Here is an 18,512-nt window from a genome sequence, read left to right on the forward strand (position 1 = left end):
GGCCGGAGGCTCGGCAAAGTCCGACGTTTCCTGGGCCGGGCGAGCTCGTGATCACACGCTTGGTGATGTAACTCACCGTGGTCGTCCGTGCGCCGACGGCTCCCCGGGGCTCTCTTGAGCGGCTACCGGGACCGTGCCCGGCGGAGCGGTACCGCCGGTTTCGCGAGGGCCTTCGGTCTCTGCGTCTTCCACCGCGATCCGCGCATAATGGGATTAACCACACAGTGGTTGGAGGGCATCCCTGAAGCGGCCCGAAAGGCGGCCCGCGACAGGGCCTCCAGGTGAGGGAAGTGAGCACGGTGTCGGTCGCCTGGGACGACATCGGCGGACTCGCCGATGCCCATGAGCGTTTTCTGGCCGGTGCACGAGTCGAGACGAACGTACGGGGCTCGGTCCTCGAATCCTGGATGCGGTCCAGGTCCGAAGGGGTCGAGCCGCACCGGGTGCAGCTTCCGTATGCCTCTGGCCTGACGCTGGACGACCGCCTCATGCGTGCGAGCGCCCCGGTGCTGAAAGACCTGACCGGGGCGCTCGCCAACGTGAGCATGGCGGTCGCGCTCTGCGACGCGCAGGCCCGCATGGTCCATCGGTACGGCAGTGGCCGGCAGCTGCTCGAACGCCTCGACGACATCAACTTCGCCCCCGGTTTCGACGCCTCGGAGCGGGTCGCTGGCACCAACGGTGTCGGCACGGCGCTGGCCGGGCGGGGCCCGATCTATCTCGCCGGTCGTGAGCACTTCGCCGACTGCCTGCAGCCGTTCACCTGTGCGGGCGCGCCCATCCGCGACCCCCTCAGCGGGCGTATCGAGGCCGTCCTCGACCTCACCTGCCTGCGTGGCGACGGCGACCCCGCCATGCTGGCACTGGTGCGGAAGGCTGCCCGCGACATCGAGGCGCGGCTGTTGGAACAGGCCACGGAACGGGAACGGGCGCTTCTCGCCGCGTACCGGCGGGCCCGTCGCGACACGTGCGGCGCCGGTGGCCTACCGCAGCAGCCCCCGCAGGCACTCCCGGGGCCTGGCCCCGAGGGCGGCGGCCTCGGGGCGATCGATCTGGCCGTGCTGCGGGAGAAAGCCGAAGAGCTCATCGCTTCACCGAAGCGCACCCTCGACGAGGTGGTCCTCTCGGGCGGGCGGGTCGCCACACTGCTGAGCCGCCAGGTCACGGGAGCGGCGGGTGAGACGGGTACGGTCGTGGAGGTCCGTGTCCTCGGCGGCCCGAACCTGCGTCATGTCAGACTCACCGCGCCGGCCGAGCCGACCCAGCCGGCGCCGGTGACCGTGCCGCCCCTGACCATCCCGCTGGGGCCGGTCTCCGCGGTATCGAGGCGGAGCGGAACATACCCGGCCTCCCCACATGCTGCCCGACCACCGCTCCCACAGACGGCAGCGGCGCCGCCCGTGGCCGGCACGCAACCCCGGATCCAGGCCGGAACCGACGGGAACGGCAGCGGCCCCGGCACAGCAGACGGCTGGGTGTTGCTCGTCGGCGAGCCCGGCGTCGGCAGGCTGGCCGTACTGGCCCGCAAGCGACTGGAACTGCTGCACGACGCCAGTGTGCGTATCGGCACCACCTTGGACGTCACCCGCACCGCGGAGGAACTGGTGGAGGTGGCAGTTCCCCGGTTCGCCGACCTCATGGTCGTCGATCTGCCCGACCCCGTGTTGCTCGGCGAGGAGCCCGGGCCGCTAGGTGGGGATACTTCGCTGCGCCGTGTCGCGATCGGCACCGTGCGTGCGGAGCTGCCCGTGTACGGCATCGGCGACTCCGTCCAGTACGTTCCCTCCACCCCGCAGGTCCGCTGCCTGGAGACCGGGCAGTCTGTGCTCGAACCCGTCCTGGCCGACGCCGAGGGCTGGGTCGCCCAGGATCCGGCACGGTTCGGGCAGGCCCTCGCGCAGGGCATCCACTCCCTGATCACGGTGCCCCTGCGGGCCCGCGGCACGATCCTCGGCGTGGCGAGCTTCTACCGCTCCGAGAAGCCCGCCCCCTTCGAAGACGACGACCTGTCCCTCGCCCAGGAGCTGGTCGGCCGCGCCGCGATCTGCATCGACAACGCCCGCCGCTACACGCGCGAGCACAACACCGCCCTGGCGCTGCAGCGCAGCCTGCTGCCCCGGGGTCGGCCCGAGCCGACGGCCGTCGAGGTCGCCTGCCGCTACCTGCCCGCGCAGGCCGGGGTGGGCGGCGACTGGTTTGACGTCATTCCGCTGTCCGGCGCCCGCGTGGCGCTCGTGGTCGGCGACGTGGTCGGGCACGGCCTGCACGCCGCGGCCACCATGGGCCGGCTGCGCACCGCCGTGCACAACTTCTCCTCCCTGGACCTGCAGCCCGACGAACTCCTCACGCAGCTGGACGACCTGGTCGGGGGGCTCGACCGGGGCGAGGGCTGGGCGGTGGAGCCCAGTTACGAGGACTCCGGAATCGTCGGTGCGACCTGCCTGTACGCCGTGTACGACCAGGTGTCCCGGCGCTGCACCCTCACTCGTGCCGGTCACCCGGCCCCGGCGGTGGTCACACCCGACGGCGCGGTGGACTTCGTCGATCTGCCGTCGGGACCTCCGCTCGGGCTGGGCGGGATGCCCTTCGAGACAGTCGAGTTGGAGCTGGCCGAGGGCAGTCAACTGGTGCTGTACACCGACGGCCTGACCGAGGACAGGGGCCGCGACATCGACATCGGCCTGGACAAGCTTCGCGCTGTCCTGGCCTGTGCCGACCGGGCGCCGGAAGACACCTGCGACGCGGTCCTGGACGCACTGCTCCCGTCCCGCCCGAGTGACGACGTGGCCTTGCTCGTCGCCCGTACGCACGCCCTGGGGCCGGAGCAGGTCGCCGAGTGGGAGTGGCCCAGCGACCCAGCGATCGTCTCCCGCTCCCGCGCGGCCGTCACCAAGCAGCTGGCCGCCTGGGGGCTGGACCAACTGGCCTTCACCACCGAACTCGTCGCCAGCGAACTGGTCACCAACGCCATCCGGCACGCGAGCGGCCCGATCCGGCTCCGGCTGCTCTGCGACCGCGCACTGATCTGTGAGGTCTCCGACGGCAGCAGCACGTCGCCCCGGCTGCGCCGCGCCCGGAACACGGACGAGGACGGACGAGGACTCTTCCTCATCGCCCAGTTCACCCAGCACTGGGGAACCCGCTACACCACGGATGGCAAGATCATCTGGACCGAACAACCCCTGCCGTGACGGGCAGGGATGGTTCGCCACGTGGCTGGACAGGATCGCCGCCGACGGCACCCTCACCCGTCTCGTACGCCGGGGGGACGCGCTGTTCCTCGACGCGGCGGTACGCGTGCTCGAAAGGCTGGCCGACGACTTGGAACGGATCCCCGGACACGCGGTCGACGCCCTGCCGCTGCGGGTCCTCGCCGAGTGTGGGCCACCGGTGGCACCAAGGCCCTCGTCCCCGGCACCCCGCTCGAAAAACTGCTCGCTGACGCCGCACGCGCGGGAGGCGGCCGAACTGGCGCGCCGACTTCGACTGGGCCGGCCTGCGCATCACCGCGGGCACCGTGGCCCGCCACGGTGCCCGCCCCTGGCGGATGACGGCCGCCGACTACACGGCGGCACTCGGCGAGGGCGAGTCCACACCGCTCGCGGCCAGCCCCTGGGATCCTGGACTGGCCCGCGCGATGGAGGCGTCGGGAAGCGCGGTCATGGAGGAACGCCTCCTGCTCGCGCTCCTGTCCGACCTCACCCGCACCTGACCCGGCGTCCGGTGGTGGTCGGATCGATCTGTCCACCACGGTGCGTCGTTCGGCATCCGCCGGCGAGTCGGTGGCGGTTCCCGAGCCCCCGGGGCCGACCGGAACGGGGCCCCGTCTTCTCAGCGAGCGTCGGCTTCCGGTTCCGGTACGGGGAGTTCGTCGAGGTCGAGGGTGAAGGTGCGGCCGTCGGCCAGGGGGATGGGGAGCCTGCCTGTGCCGTATGCGCGGGTGTGTGCGGTGCTGTAGCCGCTTGCGGTGGGCTCGGTGTGCAGGACGACCTCCCGGGCGTAGGGGTCCACGACGAGGTAGACGGGGATGCCGTACCGGCCGTACTTCGCGGTGCAGTCGTCGTAGTCCTTGCGGGCGGAGGACGTGGAGACGACCTCCGAGATCAGCAGGACGTCCTCGAAGCTGTAGCGCTTGCCTTCCTTGCGCGCGTCCTCGCGCAGGATGGCCAGGTCGGGGGCGGAGTTCTCGTCGGCGGGGAAGTCGATGTAGAGGTCGGAGGTGACCTTCGCATGACGGCCGAGGGCGGCGGCCGAGTCGATCTGCATCGACCTGATGGTGCTTGAGTGCTCCTCGCCTTTCGGGGTCAATGGCGACTTCGACGCGTACCGGGAAGTTCACGGTCAACTCGAACACGAACACAGCGCACCGCCCGCTACCCCGCGAACCCCCAGGTCAAGAGTCCCTTTCATGGGGACATCCTGGGGACTTTCCGGGGACTTTCAAGTCTGTCCCAGGGACTTTCCGGGGACTTTCCGCCGCGTAAGCAGGGAAGGCCCTGACAGCGCTGAAAGGCACGAACGTACTGGTCAGGGCCTGTTTCGCTAGCACTCGATGATGTTCACCGCGAGCCCTCCGCGCGCTGTCTCCTTGTACTTGACGTACATGTGGACGGCTGTCGATCATGGGGTTGACCTGCAGTTTTGGTATGCCGAGGCTAGCCTTGAATCACGGCGGGGACTTTTTGGGGACTTCTCGTCGTGAGCTGATTGCAACATATCCCATGCTGCGTGAGACGCCATGCGGGACTGGGCGGTTGATGCTCGGGCGTCATGCGATGGCTTCGGCCGGCGGAGGCCTCACCGGTGGTGGTCTTATTTGGACACTTTGTAGTATTCGGGGGAGGCGAGATCGAGTTTGAACACCATGCCGTACTGCTTGCGGATGGCGGCCACCGTCTCGGCGTCCGGCTCCCGCACACATCGGGTCAGCGGTGGATCGTCGGTCGGGCACTTGCCGGGTTCCTTGACCATCAGATCCGGTCGGCGGTCACGTACGGGGTCCCAGGACAGAGTGTGATCAGGAAGGGACAGCTCAGGTACTTCCCCATGACCGCCGTGACCGCGGTAGTACTCGACGAACTGCCCGTAGGTGTCATGGGTGAACGGGATGATGGACCCGGTCCGGTCGCCGGCGGTGAGTACGCCGTCGAGGACGGGGACGATTCGTTTCTGGTCGGCTCCGTAGTACGCGGTGACCCACATCGAACAGCGGATCTTGTACTGGTCGTCGCCGTTCGAGTCGAACCACTGTTTTCCTTTTCCTCCCAGGCACGTGTCGCGTACGACGACGATGGCGAGGGTGAGGGGGGTGTGCTCGTCGTACGCGCGGACCACGTCCCGTAGGCGACTCTCCGTCTTCTGCCGAGCCTGTACCGCCTCGGTGCTGCCCGCGAGTTTGCGGACTTCTTTCGGGCTCGCGGCGCGGCCCTGGGACGAGCAGGCGGAGAGGGCTAAGACGACGACGGTGGCGACCGTGCCCCACACGGTCTTGTGAGCTCTTGTCATGCTCTCCCCTTTTTTTGTATCCGTGGCCGCGCTGAGCGCTCGCTGCAACTGTCCGGCAGGACGGATGGACCGTGCATGAGTATCCGTACCTACATACGACCGTTCCGGGGCAGCCGTGCTTACGGCGGCCCCGGAACGAATGACCGACCGGACTACAGGCCCATGCCTGCCATGGTGCGCTCAAGCGAGTTGGCGTACAGGCGTGCTCCACCGACCTTGGGGTGGAACGACTGGGCGGACAATCCGTACTTGTTCAGGAGTGACCAGTCCAGGGCTGGGTTGTCTGAGGTGGTGAGGGTCTTGACGATGCCATGGACCTGTTCGGGGTTTCCGCACACCCCCTTGCCTGCGAAGTCGTTCGTCGGGTTCGAGAACCATGCCAGAACGCCTTGTTCGTTCACGTCATCGACGGCGCCCTTCATTGCCGCAGCCAGGGTGCCAGCGGTGTCGTTGAGCCAGTTCGCGGAGTCCGCTGAGAGTCCGAGCTGGGCGGTGCCGATGCCGACCCTCAAGCAGGATCCGCTGTCGGAGATGAGAGGCGGGTAGCCCATGAGGACGATCTTCGCGGACGACGCCTTGCTATGGATTGTCATCAATGTCTTGACGATGTCCGGGCGGACGAGTTCGTTGATGATGCCTGGGACAGCCGTCTTCAGGGTCTGACCGACGAACTTCTGATCTCGCCCGCTGACATTGCCGTCCGTGTCGCTGCTGTCGAATGTCTTGTCGCCGCAATTGCCCGCCCCGAAAGACAGCAGGCATTTCTGGATGATGTCGCCGAACCGGGCGTCGTTACCGCCGATGGAGATCGTGACCAGGGTCGTGTTCGTGTCCAGATAGCCTTGGTCGATCTGCGGTACCTCCCCGCCGTTGTTCTGTGGCACGCCTAGTACGTTGTAGGTGCGGGCTCCGGAGCAGGCGATGAGGTGATAATCCATCCGCGCGCTCCACGAGTCGTCCAGATCCGCCGTGGGCAGGGCCTCTCCGGGGATCGTCGCCTGCCGCGACCAAGCCTGACGAGAACGGTGACAGGCGTCCCGAACGTCTTTGTTGCGGTAATTGGTCTCCGGGTAGTAGTCCTGGTTTCCCTCCGACGCTCCCTCGCCGGACGAGTACGAGTCGCCCATGGCGACAACCATGTGGTTCGGCTTGCCGGGCAAGGGTTGGAAGGCGACGGCGTCCCAGGCGACGTCCTCGTCTGCAGTGCCGTCGTCGGTGGCGTTGGTGAGGGTGACGCTGGGGGTGCCGGTGAAGTGGAAGGCGCCAAGGCTGACCCAGCGGCTCGCGCGTTGCTCCACGATCCTGTGTGGTGAGGTGCTGTCGGAACCGCCGATCACATAGGCGGCCTGCCGTGACTGCGCCCCGGTGTCCGGTAGGTGCACCAGGACACGGGCCCACGACACGCTCTGGTCGAGTGTCCAGGTGCCTTTGACGGTCATCAAACCGCTGTCGCCGCCGAGATGGGCGGTATCGCGGGTGTGGGCGAACCAGAAGTGACCGTTGTAGCCACCGCCGACCTGGTGCAGATCGGCCTTCGCGTCGTACTGGCCGAGGCCTGGGCCGGTCGCGTTGGGGTCGGCGTAGAACGTGAACTGGAAGCTGCCCGCGTCGGTGCCGGTCGTTCCGCAGTCGCTGTAGGTGTTGGTGTTGTCGGGCATGGAGTTGACGATCAGTGCGGGCGACGGCAGCCCGGCGGTTGAGCAGACGGGGGCCCCGGTCTGGAGGCGGTATCCGCGTCCCGGCTCCGCGCGCAGGGTTGCGTACTTGATGCTCTCGTTGCCGCAGGCGTTTGCGGGGGCAGCGCAGTTCTTCCAGGTCGCGTTGGTCTCGTGCCACCAGTACTGGGCGTAGCAGGCCGCGTCAGGGCAGTGCGGCGGGTTGGCCGCGTTGCAGCTGTTGTGGGAGTTGCAGAAGGTGTCGAGGGGCGGTTTGAGTTCGCTACGCGCCACAGCGTGTCCGTGCGACCGAGACACAGCGGGACAGGCGGCAGGTTGGTGAGCCCGCCCGGCGCCTGAACGTCACGCGCCGCGTTGAGCAAACTCGGCCGACAGGAGGGTGACCGGGCCGGTGATCACCGTTCCGATGCGGTGGGCGGCGATGGACCCGGCCCCTGTCGCCTCGAAGGCGAAGTTCGTCACCTCGCGGGCCGCCGACTCCCGCCGCCGAGGATGGCAGCCGATTGGTCCCTGCTGCTTCCGGGCGTGACCCGTCCCGGAACAGACTGCCGCACCGACGACCTGCGGCGTGCACTCATCTCAGTCCCCCTCCTGGCCGGCCGGATGTCTCGCTCTCCAGCACGCAGCGTATGGCCGGTCCTCAATTCGCGTCAGTGGGGGCCGAGCTGCGGTGGCGGGCGGTGGCCTGGAGTCCGGGCCTTCGGCACTCACGCTATCGCCGATGCCGAGGCCGGCACGCTCCCTGTAGGAGTCAGTGGTCTCAGTACCGTTCAGCGGTCGGCGTTGCCTGGTGCCACGACCCACTCGGTGGGTTGGCCGGTGAGGGAGGCGATCATGTCGAAGTCGCCGTCGTAGTGGAGTACGGTCAGCCGGTTCAGCTCCGCTGTGGCGGCGATGAGAAGGTCGGGGAGTGACAGTGCCCGGTGGAAGCCTGCGTTGAGAGCGTGGCGCTGGACCTCCAGGGCGCGAGTGAAAGTGTGGTCGTCACTGTGCAGGTAGTCGAAGGCGCGCAGCCAGGTACTGATTCGCGTTGCCTCGGCGGTGTCCCGGGCCGAGTGGATCATCTCGTACTCGGTGGGTTGGCAGACTGAGAGCAAGTAGCGCTCGTGGAGGGGCTTGAGTACCTCTCTGACGCCGGGTTTTGTCCAGCGCGCCAGAGCGGACTTGTCGATCAGGTAGCGGTCCTGCATCAGGCGGCTCGGCCACCTTCGCGCTTGAGGGTTCCGTCGGCGTTCCGAGGGCCGGTGCTCTCGATGATCTCGCTGAAGTCGAAGTCGCCGGCGTCCATGGCGTCGAAGCCCTCCTGTCGCAGGTGCCGTTTGACGGCGTCCTCCATGGCGAGGCGTACGGCCTGGGCTTTCGTCTTGGTGCCGAAGATGCGCATGGCCTCGGCGACCATGGTCTCGTCGAGGTCGATTACTGTCCTCGCCATACTGGCCTCCTCGCGTGATCAGAACCACCAAATGATATCAGATTTGCACGAGAAGCGATATCGTATGGCGTGCCCTGGCTGGGTCCGTCGTCTCGGTCGTGGAACCTGGTCGGCCTCGTCCTCCTCGCGGATGGGGACCGTCTTGAGTGTCGTGGGACCGAATGCGACGCCGTCGTCGATCTGCGATGGCCGTGACCCTGCGGATGATTTCGGTTTCTGTGCCTGGGGACGAGCGGCCGAGGATGTCGATGTCGCGGGTCATTCGACGTGCGCCGAACTGGGCGAGCAGCAGGTCGCCCTTGAGGACGAAGTGCTCCCGGCCCAGGGGCGATGAACGCCTGCGATGTGCTGGAGTTCGCTGACCCCGCCGCGTTTGCTCCGGCGCAGGTAGCGGCCGAGCGCGGACAGGGCGAGGGTCTCGCCGAGGCGGCTGCGGTGGCGCATCGCGTCGACGACGCTGCGGGCTGCTTTGTACATGGGGATGGTCTCTCCTGGGGCTGCTTCGAACCGTTCGAGACCGAGGTCGAAGGTCTTTGCGGCGTGCTGCGCCACGACGGTCGGCGGGAAGGAAATCGTCGGGCGGCATGTACCGCGCGGCACGGCGATGTGTACTGCTGCGGGGATGTCGTCGATCAGCTCATGCAGGGCCAGGACGGATTCACCGCATACGACGGCGCGAGGGGCCCGTGCGCACGCGGCCAGCAGATCCGAGTGCGCCGTTTCCGGGGCGTCTGCCCGGCGGTACATCGCGCGGGACAGTTCGTCTGTCCGCGCTTCTGTGGCCAAGTGCGCCAGATCGCGGGGGAGGGCACGGTCCTGACGCGCCTGCCCCGTCGTGAATGTGGGGGAGAGGCCGGCCAGCCGCTGTTCCAGACGTGAGTTTTCCGCAGCATCTATCGAATGAGAACCCTCAGGCGGACTCAGGGGTTCGAGCTGATGCGTCCAGTGGTGGGTGGGCGGCGCATCCGGTATTGATCACGTGCCGCGAAACTGCAGGTCAAGAGCTACTTTTATGGGGACTTCCCGGGGACTTTCAAGCCTGTCCCAGGGACTTCTCGGGGACGTTCCGCCACGTAAGCAGGGAAGGCCCCGACAGCACCGAAAGTAACGAACGAGCTGCTCAGGGCCCGTTCCCTAGCACTCGATGATGTTCACCGCGAGCCCGCCCCGGGCCGTCTCCTTGTACTTGACGCTCATGTCGGCGCCGGTGTCCTTCATGGTCTTGATGACCTTGTCCAGGGACACCTTGTGGGAGCCGTCGCCGCGCATGGCCATGCGGGCCGCCGTGACCGCCTTGACCGCGGCCATGCCGTTGCGCTCGATGCAGGGGATCTGGACCAGGCCGCCGACCGGGTCGCAGGTGAGGCCGAGGTTGTGCTCCATGCCGATCTCGGCCGCGTTCTCCACCTGTTCGGGGGAGCCGCCGAGGACCTCGGCGAGCGCGCCCGCCGCCATCGAGCAGGCCGAGCCGACCTCGCCCTGGCAGCCGACCTCGGCGCCGGAGATGGACGCGTTCTCCTTGAAGAGCATGCCGATCGCGCCGGCGGCGAGGAGGAAGCGGACCACGCCGTCCTCGTCGGCGCCCGGGACGAAGTTGATGTAGTAGTGCAGGACCGCCGGGATGATGCCCGCGGCGCCGTTCGTGGGGGCGGTGACCACCCGGCCGCCCGCCGCGTTCTCCTCGTTCACGGCCATCGCGTAGAGCGTGATCCACTCCATCGCGTGCGCCAGCGGGTCGCCCTCGGCCCGCAGCTGGCGGGCGGTCACGGCGGCCCGGCGTTTCACCCGCAGCCCGCCCGGCAGGATGCCCTCCCGGGTCATACCGCGCGAGACGCACGCCTGCATCACCCGCCAGATGTCCAGCAGGCCCGCGCGGATCTCGTCCTCGGTGCGCCAGGCCCGCTCGTTCTCCAGCATCAGCGCGGAGATCGACAGACCCGTGTCCTTCGTCAGGCGCAGCAGCTCGTCGCCCGTGCGGAAGGGGTACTTCAGGACCGTGTCGTCCAGCACGATGCGATCCGCGCCGACCGCGTCCTCGTCGACGACGAACCCGCCGCCGACCGAGTAGTACGTCTTGGTGAGGAGTTCGGCGCCCTGCGCGTCGTACGCCCACAGGGTCATGCCGTTCGCGTGGTACGGGAGCGCCTTGCGGCGGTGGAGCTTCAGGTCGTCGTCGAAGGAGAACGCGATCTCGTGCTCGCCGAGCAGCGACAGGCGCTTCGTGGCCTTGATCGTCTCGATCCGGTCGTCGGCCGTCTCCACGTCCACCGTGCGCGGCGAGGCGCCCTCCAGGCCGAGCAGCACCGCCTTCGGGGTGCCGTGGCCGTGGCCGGTCGCGCCGAGGGAGCCGTACAGCTCGGAGCGTATCGACGCGACGGACTCCAGCAGGTCCTCGTTGCGCAGCCGGCGGGCGAACATACGGGCCGCGCGCATCGGGCCGACGGTGTGGGAGCTCGACGGGCCGATGCCGATCGAGAACAGGTCGAAGACCGAGATGGCCACGGGAACTCCTCCGAACAGGGTGGGGGCACACGCCATCGGGTGCCCCCACCGGGGAACTACTTGTCGAGACCGGGGTACAGCGGGTGCCTGTCGGTCAGGGCCACCACCCGGGCCCTGAGCGCCTGGGCGTCGTAGGACGGCTTCAGCGTCTCGGCGATCACGTCCGCGACCTCGGCGAAGTCCTCGGCCGTGAAGCCGCGGGTGGCCAGCGCCGGGGTGCCGATCCGCAGACCCGAGGTGACCATCGGCGGCCGCGGGTCGTTCGGGACGGCGTTGCGGTTGACCGTGATGCCGACCTCGTGGAGACGGTCCTCGGCCTGCTGCCCGTCCAGCTCGGACTCGCGCAGGTCGACGAGGATCAGGTGCACGTCCGTGCCGCCGGACAGGACGTTCACGCCGGCCTCCCGGGCGTCGGCGGCGGTGAGCCGCTCCGCCAGGATCCGCGCACCCTCCACCGTACGACGCTGGCGCTCCTTGAAGTCCTCGCTCGCCGCGACCTTGAAGGAGACCGCCTTCGCCGCGATCACGTGCTCCAGGGGACCGCCCTGGAAGCCCGGGAAGACGGACGAGTTCAGCTTCTTCGCGAAGTCCTTGCGGGCCAGGATGATGCCGCCGCGGGGACCGCCGAGGGTCTTGTGGGTGGTGGAGGTGACCACGTCGGCGTAGGGGACCGGGTTCGGGTGCAGCCCCGCCGCCACCAGGCCGGCGAAGTGGGCCATGTCGACCCACAGGTACGCCTCGACCTCGTCGGCGATCCGCCGGAACTCCGCGAAGTCCAGCTGCCGCGGGTACGCCGACCAGCCCGCGATGATCACCTTCGGCCGGTGCTCCTTGGCGAGCCGCTCCACCTCGGCCATGTCGACCAGACCGGAGTCGTCCACGTGGTAGGCGACCACGTCGAACTGCTTGCCGGAGAAGTTCAGCCGCATGCCGTGGGTCAGGTGGCCGCCGTGGGCGAGGTCCAGGCCCAGGATGGTGTCGCCGGGCTGGGCCAGCGCGAACAGGGCCGCCTGGTTGGCGGAGGCACCGGAGTGCGGCTGCACGTTGGCGTACTCGGCGCCGAACAGTTCCTTCACCCGGTCGATGGCGATCTGCTCGGTGACGTCGACGTGCTCGCAGCCGCCGTAGTAGCGGCGGCCCGGGTAGCCCTCGGCGTACTTGTTGGTGAGGACCGAGCCCTGCGCCTCCATGACCGCCAGCGGAGCGAAGTTCTCCGAGGCGATCATCTCCAGGGTGGACTGCTGGCGCACCAGCTCGGCGTCGACCGCGGCGGCTACCTCGGGGTCGAGCTCGTGCAGGGGCGTGTTCAGAACGGACATCTGTTTCTACGACTCCTAGGCCGGGGTCTGCGGCGGCTCTCAGCCGGCGGTGAAGGCGGTGTACTCGTCGGCGGAGAGCAGGTCGCCCGGCTCGTCCGTGACGCGCACCTTGAACAGCCAGCCGCCCTCGAAGGGGGCCGAGTTCACCAGGGACGGGTCGTCGACGACGTCCTCGTTGACCGCGGTGATCTCACCGGTGACCGGCGCGTACAGGTCGGACACCGACTTGGTCGACTCCAGCTCGCCGCAGGAGTCGCCCGCGGTCACCGTGTCGCCGACCGCCGGGAGCTGGACGAAGACGACGTCACCGAGCGCGTTGGCCGCGTGCTCCGTGATGCCGACCGTCGCCACGCCGTCCTCGGCGGCCGTCAGCCACTCGTGCTCCTTGCTGTAACGCAGCTGCTGGGGGTTGCTCATGGCCTGAATTCTCCTGTACGCGGGGGAGTGCTGGTGGAAGGGGGACTGCTGGGAACGTGCGTGACCAGCGGCGATGTGCGCCAGGTCACGCCCGGTGGCTGCTGCCGACGCCCGTGGGGGCGGTCACTTCCGGCGCTTGTAGAACGGCAGCGGCACGACCTCGTACGGCTCGTGACTGCCCCGGATGTCGACGCCGACGCCCGCCGTGCCCGGCGCCGAGTGCGCCGCGTCGACGTACGCCATGGCGATCGGCCTGCCCAGGGTCGGGGAGGGGGCGCCCGAGGTGACCTCGCCGATCACCTCGCCGCCGGCGACCACGGGGTATCCGGCGCGCGGGACCCGGCGGCCCTCGGCGACCAGGCCGACGAGCACCCGCGGCGGGTTCTGCTCCGCACGGGCGGCGGCCTCGGCGAGCGCCGCGCGGCCCACGAAGTCGCCCTCCTTCTCGAACTTCACCACCCGGCCGAGCCCGGCGTCGAAGGGGGTGAGGGAGGTGGTGAGCTCGTGCCCGTACAGCGGCATGCCCGCTTCGAGCCGCAGCGTGTCCCGGCAGGACAGCCCGCACGGCACCAGGCCGACGCCCTCGCCCGCCTTGGTCAGCGCCTGCCACAGCTCCACGGCGTGCTCCGGCTTCACGAACAGCTCGAAGCCGTCCTCACCGGTGTAGCCGGTGCGCGCGATCAGGGCCGGGACGCCGGCGACGGTGCCGGGCAGCCCGGCGTAGTACTTCAGCCCGTCCAGGTCGGCGTCGGTGAGCGACTTCAGGATCCCGGGCGACTCGGGCCCCTGGACGGCGATCAGCGCGTACGCGTCCCGGTCGTCGCGCACCTCGGCGTCGAACCCGGCGGAACGCTCCACGAGCGCGTCGAGGACGACCTGGGCGTTGGAGGCGTTGGCGACGACCAGGTACTCGGTCTCGGCCAGCCGGTAGACGATCAGGTCGTCCAGGATGCCGCCGTCGGCCCGGCAGATCATGGTGTAGCGGGCCCGGCCCACGCCCACGGAGGCGATGTTGCCGACCAGGGCGTGGTTGAGCAGGGCGGCGGCCTGGGGGCCGGTCACGGTGATCTCGCCCATGTGGGAGAGGTCGAAGAGCCCTGCCTTCGTCCGTACCGCGACGTGCTCGTCGCGCTCGGAGCCGTAGCGCAGGGGCATGTCCCAGCCGGCGAAGTCGGTCATGGTCGCGCCGAGCGAGCGGTGCAGGGCATCGAGCGCGGTACGGCGGGGTGCGGCGGAATCGGTACTGCTCATCGGTCGGTCGTCTCCCGAAGGTCCCAAGGGCATGACAGGCGAGGGCTGTCCTCCCCATCTGTCATCGGAACCTGAGAGGTTCGCCCTGACCACGGATGTGGTCACGGCTTGCACCTTGGGTGGAGCCACTGACACAGCGGCCCGCTTTTCAGATGTGCCTCGCCCGCGCGGTAACGGGGCCTGAGAGATTCAAGGGAGGGACTTGCTCCTTCGGCGCCCCAGCGAAGCTGGCTGGGGACTCTCCCGCGCGGATTCAAGCGGCCGGTATGCAGTTGGCGCGCACATCATTGCACGCCGCCCGGGGCCGTGGCAGGCCGGACCTGCCCCTCCGTTCTGTGACGGGCCTGTGGCAGGAAGCGGACCGAACCGCGAGACCTCGTGCATTACCTTCTCTTTACGTTAAGTGGGGAGAACCTTTCCTGAACCCCCAGGGAGGACGATCACGGTGACAAGGACCAGGGCATACGCGACGACGACGGGCCTCGCCCTGCCACGGCAGCCCGCGGCCCCGGCCCGCGAGCGGTGCGGCGAACTCCCAGCACCGGTCGTCCGCGACCTGCGCGACCGTGCCGGACACAGCCCGCACGGCCTCCTCTTCGGCCCCCGTGACCTGGTCGTGGTCACCGGGCTGCCCGGCAGCGGCAAGTCCACCCTGATGCACCGCACCGTCCAGGGCATCCGCATCGACTCCCAGGACACCCGCGACCGCTGGGACGCCCGGCTGGCCCGTCTCCTGCCGTACGCCGTCTACCGCCCGCTGGTCCGCCTCGCCCACTACGCGGGGCTGCGCCGGGCCCTGCGTTCCGGCGAGGGCGTGGTCGTGCACGACTGCGGGACCCAGGCCTGGGTGCGCGACTGGCTGGCCCGGGAGGCCCGCCGCCGCGGCGGCACCCTGCACCTGCTGCTCCTCGACGTCACGCCGGGCACGGCACGGGACGGCCAGCGCGAGCGCGGCCGGGGCGTCTCCCGGTACGCCTTCCTGCGCCACCGCAGGGCGGCCGGGCGGCTGCTGCGCGCGGCGGAGAGCGGGAAACTGCCCGAGGGCGTCGGCTCGGCGGTCCTCCTGGACCGGGAGGCGGCGGACGTCCTGCGCCGGATCGCCTTCGCGCGCTGAGACCGCGGTCGCCGGGACCGCGGTCGCCGGGGCCGCCTTTCGCGGCCCGAACCGGCTGGTGGGGTGGCTTTGTCGGTGTCACCCGCTAGCCTTTCCAGCCTCAGCAGCGGTTTCCAGCAGGCGGTAGGCAGATGGACTTCCCGGCGGACATTCCCGCGGACTTCCCGGCACAGGCGCACCCCCACCCGCACGGCGGGTGGCCCGGCAACGAACTGGAGGAGGTCCTTTCGGCCTCCCTCGGCGTGCCCGCGGCGGCGGGCCGGCTCATCGAGGTACTGGGCCGGAGTTTCCTGTGGATCCCGCTGCCCGAGGGCGGCGGCCCGCACAGCGGCCCGCTGGACCTGCCCACGACGGAGATCGCGGGCCAGGTGTACGTGCCGGTCTTCAGCTCCGAGGAGCAGTTCCGCCTGGTGGCCGGCTCCCACCTGTCGTACACCATCGCCCCGGCGGTCGAGTTCGCCCGCGGGCTGCCCCCGCAGGTCGGCATCGCCGTGAACCCCGGGGGAGTGGTCGGGGTCCCGCTGCCTCCGGAGGCGGTGGCCCAGCTCTGCCGGGCCGGCCGCACCGAACTGGACGGCCCCGCCTCCGGCGGCCGGGTCCGCCTCTTCGAACCGGACTGGCAGGACGACCCGATGGACTTCCTGGCCGCGGCGTCGGCGGAGTTCGCGGCGATCGGCGTCGTCGCCACGGCCCGCCGCTGCCTCGCCGCGATCGAGATGGCGGACCCGGTGATGTTCGTGGGCGTCGAACTCTCCCAGTGGGAGGGCGACCTGCGCGCCCTGCCCCTGGAGGCCCTGGGCAAGGCGCTGGGCCGGGCCCCGGTGAGGTGGCCGGTGAACCTGGTCCTGCTGGACGTCGCGGACGACCCGGTCGGGCACTGGATGCGGGAGAACGTGCGCCCCTTCTATCAGTACGGTCACTAGAAACGCCCCCAGGGCAGCCGACCAAGGGGCGCTGGGGGTATACCCCGGCCGAAGGCTGGGGGAGGAACCGCGCGACCAGCCACCGACTACGCGCACCCGCCGACGGACAATCGGCCCCCGCCCCCCGGGCGCATAAGCTGTCTCCAAACGCGGGGCGCCCTCCAGACGCGGGGCACCAGATGAAGGGGCGGTAACACGTGAGCGCCAGCGGCACCGCGGCGACCGGACAGGTCGAGCACATGCTGCGCCAGGTAACCCCCGGGCGCTACGACGCCTACGAGGCACTCCTCCGCGCCCTCGCCACGCCCTCCTCCGGCCAGATCTGGATGCTGCTCTGGCACGGCCAGGCCGGCTCCCCCGACGCCCAGTACGGGAACATGGAGGTCGACGGCCACGGCTACGCCCCCTGCGTGACCTCGGCCCAGGAGCTCTCCGCGAGCGGCTGGAACCGCTCGTACGAGGTGGTCGACGGCATCGACGTGGCCCGCACGCTCTACCCCGACCACTTCGGCCTCTGGCTCAACCCGCACGCCCCGGGCGGCGGCGTCGGCATCCCCTGGCTGGACCTGCGCCGCATCGCCACCGGCCTGGACCGCCAGCCGGCCGGACCGCTGCGGCTGACCGAACCGGCCATCGAGATCCCCCAGTTCTACGCCCTGCTCACGCAGAACGCCCACCGCACCCCCGCGGTGCGCTCACTGCGCCGCGCCTGGGTGCAGCCGGCCCTCGGGGCGCCGTACCTCGCGATCGGCCTGGACGTCTACGACACCTCGCCGTCGGCCGTGGACTCGGTGCGGGGCATGATGCAGCAGTCGATCGGGGCGGTGCCGGACGGGCTGCCGGTGTCGACGGTCGCGATGACCGACGAGTACGACCCGGTCGTGATGTGGATGCGGGCGACGGCACGGCCGTTCTACGACCGCGAGGCCCACGCGGCACTGCCGCCCGCCCCGGCGACGGGGTACGGGTATCCGCCGGCCCAGGGTGGTTACTGACGCGACGGGGCGCTCTTGCCTCGGGCCGGTCGGTAGGGGTTCACAAGATTTACGTAACGAACACATTTCTCCGCGCGTAGATGACGCCGGAACGTTCCGTTCCGACCGAATTCGGCGTTATGTCCCAACTGACCCGCGTCCGAGGGGCGTTACCCACTGTTCGGATAACGGAATCCCTCGGACTGCATCACGGTTGCGCATACTTTCTTCGCCAGATCTGGCGGGTGATCGCGACGACGCTGAAGACTCGCCAGTCAGACATGAGGTTGGTTTAAACCTCGTGATCGAGCAAGTCGACAAAGCCGCAATCCGCGGCTGGCGTAGGCCGGTCACCGCCGGCGAGAGGGGTCGCTCACCGTGACCGCACCGATCGAGACCACCGGGGCGGCAGCCGAGGCACAGCCGGAGGCTGTGCTGGAGGGTGCCGGTAAGGGGCAGATCGAGGGTCGTTCCCTCGGGCAGATCGCCTGGACCCGGTTCAAGAAGGACAGGGTCGCCGTGGCCGGCGGCATCGTTGTCGTTCTGCTGATTCTCGTCGCGATCCTCGCCCGCCCCATCCAGGCCCTGCTCGGTCTCGACCCCAACGCCTTCCACCAGGAGCTGATCGACGCCAACACCTCGCTGCCCAACGGCGGCTGGGGCGGCATGAGCCTCGACCACCCGCTGGGCGTGGACCCGAAGTTCGGCCGTGACATCGCCACCCGCATCCTGGAGGGCTCCTGGGTGTCGCTGGTCGTCGCCTTCGGCTCGACGATCCTGTCCAACGTGATCGGCGCGATCATGGGCGTCGTCGCGGGCTACTACGGCGGCCGGGTCGACTCGGTCATCAGCCGCCTGATGGACACCTTCCTGGCCTTCCCCCTCCTGCTGTTCGCCATCGCCATCTCCGCCACCCTCCAGGGCGGCGCGTTCGGCCTCAACGGACTGCCGCTGCACCTGAGCGTGCTCATCTTCGTCATCGGCTTCTTCAACTGGCCCTACCTGGGCCGGATCGTGCGCGGCCAGACCCTGGCCCTGCGGGAGCGCGAGTTCGTCGACGCCTCCCGCGGCATGGGTGCCAAGGGCCCGTACATCCTGTTCCGCGAGCTGATGCCCAACCTGGTCGGCCCGATCATCGTCTACTCGACCCTGCTGATCCCGACCAACATCCTCTTCGAGGCGTCCCTCAGCTTCCTCGGCGTCGGCATCCAGCCCCCGCAGGCGTCCTGGGGCGGAATGCTCCGCGAAGCGGTGACGTACTACCAGGTCGATCCCGAGTACATGATCGTGCCCGGCCTTGCCATCTTCGTGACCGTGCTGGCGTTCAACCTGCTCGGTGACGGTCTCCGCGACGCTCTCGACCCGCGCAGCCGCTGACGCCTGCTGTCACCGAGAGCCC

17 protein-coding genes and 1 riboswitch are annotated in these 18,512 nt (G+C 69.3%); of the genes, 6 read left to right on the forward strand and 11 right to left on the reverse strand.

The window, feature by feature from the left end; translation table 11 throughout:
* Positions 1-290 precede the first annotated feature (290 nt).
* Positions 291-3,191 (forward strand): SpoIIE family protein phosphatase, encoded by a 2,901-nt coding sequence (locus ACFY0P_RS38995; protein ID WP_388924578.1) that lies wholly within the window; start codon positions 291-293, stop codon positions 3,189-3,191.
* A gap of 311 nt (positions 3,192-3,502) precedes the next feature.
* Entirely contained in the window at positions 3,503-3,712 is a 210-nt protein-coding gene (locus ACFY0P_RS39000) for a DUF2399 domain-containing protein (protein ID WP_388924926.1), read from the forward strand.
* Positions 3,713-3,831: 119 nt separating this feature from the next.
* On the opposite strand, the gene ACFY0P_RS39005 is transcribed toward ACFY0P_RS39000, so the two are convergent.
* The 11 genes from ACFY0P_RS39005 to gcvT form a co-directional block, all read right to left on the reverse strand.
* On the reverse strand, positions 3,832-4,266 hold the full coding sequence (locus ACFY0P_RS39005) for a Uma2 family endonuclease (protein WP_388924581.1): 435 nt from the start codon (positions 4,264-4,266) through the stop codon (positions 3,832-3,834).
* A gap of 546 nt (positions 4,267-4,812) precedes the next feature.
* On the reverse strand, positions 4,813-5,505 hold the full coding sequence (locus ACFY0P_RS39010) for a hypothetical protein (protein WP_388924584.1): 693 nt from the start codon (positions 5,503-5,505) through the stop codon (positions 4,813-4,815).
* Between the two features lie 152 nt (positions 5,506-5,657).
* A complete protein-coding gene (locus ACFY0P_RS39015; protein ID WP_388924587.1) occupies positions 5,658-7,454 on the reverse strand; it encodes an SGNH/GDSL hydrolase family protein in 1,797 nt (598 codons plus the stop codon).
* A gap of 497 nt (positions 7,455-7,951) precedes the next feature.
* Positions 7,952-8,371: a PIN domain nuclease gene (locus ACFY0P_RS39020; RefSeq protein ID WP_388924590.1), complete on the reverse strand. Its 420-nt coding sequence runs from the start codon at positions 8,369-8,371 to the stop codon at positions 7,952-7,954.
* A complete protein-coding gene (locus tag ACFY0P_RS39025; protein ID WP_293996899.1) occupies positions 8,371-8,613 on the reverse strand; it encodes a type II toxin-antitoxin system VapB family antitoxin in 243 nt (80 codons plus the stop codon). The genes ACFY0P_RS39020 and ACFY0P_RS39025 overlap by 1 nt, the downstream gene beginning before the upstream one ends.
* 37 nt (positions 8,614-8,650) lie before the next feature.
* Positions 8,651-8,938, reverse strand: a complete 288-nt coding sequence (locus tag ACFY0P_RS39030; protein WP_388924929.1) for a nucleotidyl transferase AbiEii/AbiGii toxin family protein — start codon at positions 8,936-8,938, stop codon at positions 8,651-8,653.
* Complete coding sequence (locus ACFY0P_RS39035) at positions 8,872-9,360, reverse strand: hypothetical protein (protein ID WP_388924594.1); 489 nt, start codon at positions 9,358-9,360, stop codon at positions 8,872-8,874. Before ACFY0P_RS39035 ends, ACFY0P_RS39030 begins: the two co-directional genes overlap by 67 nt.
* 387 nt (positions 9,361-9,747) lie before the next feature.
* Positions 9,748-11,115: an L-serine ammonia-lyase gene (locus tag ACFY0P_RS39040; protein ID WP_388924597.1), complete on the reverse strand. Its 1,368-nt coding sequence runs from the start codon at positions 11,113-11,115 to the stop codon at positions 9,748-9,750.
* Between the two features lie 56 nt (positions 11,116-11,171).
* On the reverse strand, positions 11,172-12,434 hold the full coding sequence (gene glyA, locus ACFY0P_RS39045) for a serine hydroxymethyltransferase (protein WP_388924600.1): 1,263 nt from the start codon (positions 12,432-12,434) through the stop codon (positions 11,172-11,174).
* A gap of 39 nt (positions 12,435-12,473) precedes the next feature.
* The gene (gcvH, locus tag ACFY0P_RS39050; RefSeq protein WP_388924603.1) at positions 12,474-12,851 is read right to left on the reverse strand and encodes a glycine cleavage system protein GcvH; all 378 of its coding nucleotides are present in this window, start codon (positions 12,849-12,851) and stop codon (positions 12,474-12,476) included.
* Between the two features lie 123 nt (positions 12,852-12,974).
* Positions 12,975-14,102, reverse strand: a complete 1,128-nt coding sequence (gcvT, locus tag ACFY0P_RS39055) for a glycine cleavage system aminomethyltransferase GcvT (protein ID WP_388924606.1) — start codon at positions 14,100-14,102, stop codon at positions 12,975-12,977.
* 158 nt (positions 14,103-14,260) lie between these two features.
* Positions 14,261-14,358: riboswitch (glycine riboswitch) on the reverse strand.
* A 183-nt stretch (positions 14,359-14,541) separates the two neighbouring features.
* Between gcvT and ACFY0P_RS39060 the strand changes: the two genes are divergently transcribed.
* From ACFY0P_RS39060 to ACFY0P_RS39075, 4 genes are all read left to right on the forward strand, one after another.
* The gene (locus tag ACFY0P_RS39060) at positions 14,542-15,216 is read left to right on the forward strand and encodes an AAA family ATPase (protein WP_388924932.1); all 675 of its coding nucleotides are present in this window, start codon (positions 14,542-14,544) and stop codon (positions 15,214-15,216) included.
* A 131-nt stretch (positions 15,217-15,347) separates the two neighbouring features.
* A complete protein-coding gene (locus ACFY0P_RS39065) occupies positions 15,348-16,139 on the forward strand; it encodes an enhanced serine sensitivity protein SseB (RefSeq protein ID WP_388924609.1) in 792 nt (263 codons plus the stop codon).
* Positions 16,140-16,336: 197 nt separating this feature from the next.
* Positions 16,337-17,134, forward strand: a complete 798-nt coding sequence (locus ACFY0P_RS39070; protein WP_388924612.1) for an enhanced serine sensitivity protein SseB C-terminal domain-containing protein — start codon at positions 16,337-16,339, stop codon at positions 17,132-17,134.
* 357 nt (positions 17,135-17,491) lie between these two features.
* Positions 17,492-18,490 carry an ABC transporter permease gene (locus ACFY0P_RS39075; protein ID WP_388924615.1) on the forward strand — a complete coding sequence of 333 codons (999 nt, stop codon included), beginning with the start codon at positions 17,492-17,494 and terminating at the stop codon, positions 18,488-18,490.
* The last annotated feature ends 22 nt before the right edge of the window (positions 18,491-18,512 follow it).

The sequence above is a fragment of the Streptomyces sp. NPDC001714 genome (assembly GCF_042892755.1).
Classification (GTDB): Bacteria; Actinomycetota; Actinomycetes; order Streptomycetales; family Streptomycetaceae; genus Streptomyces.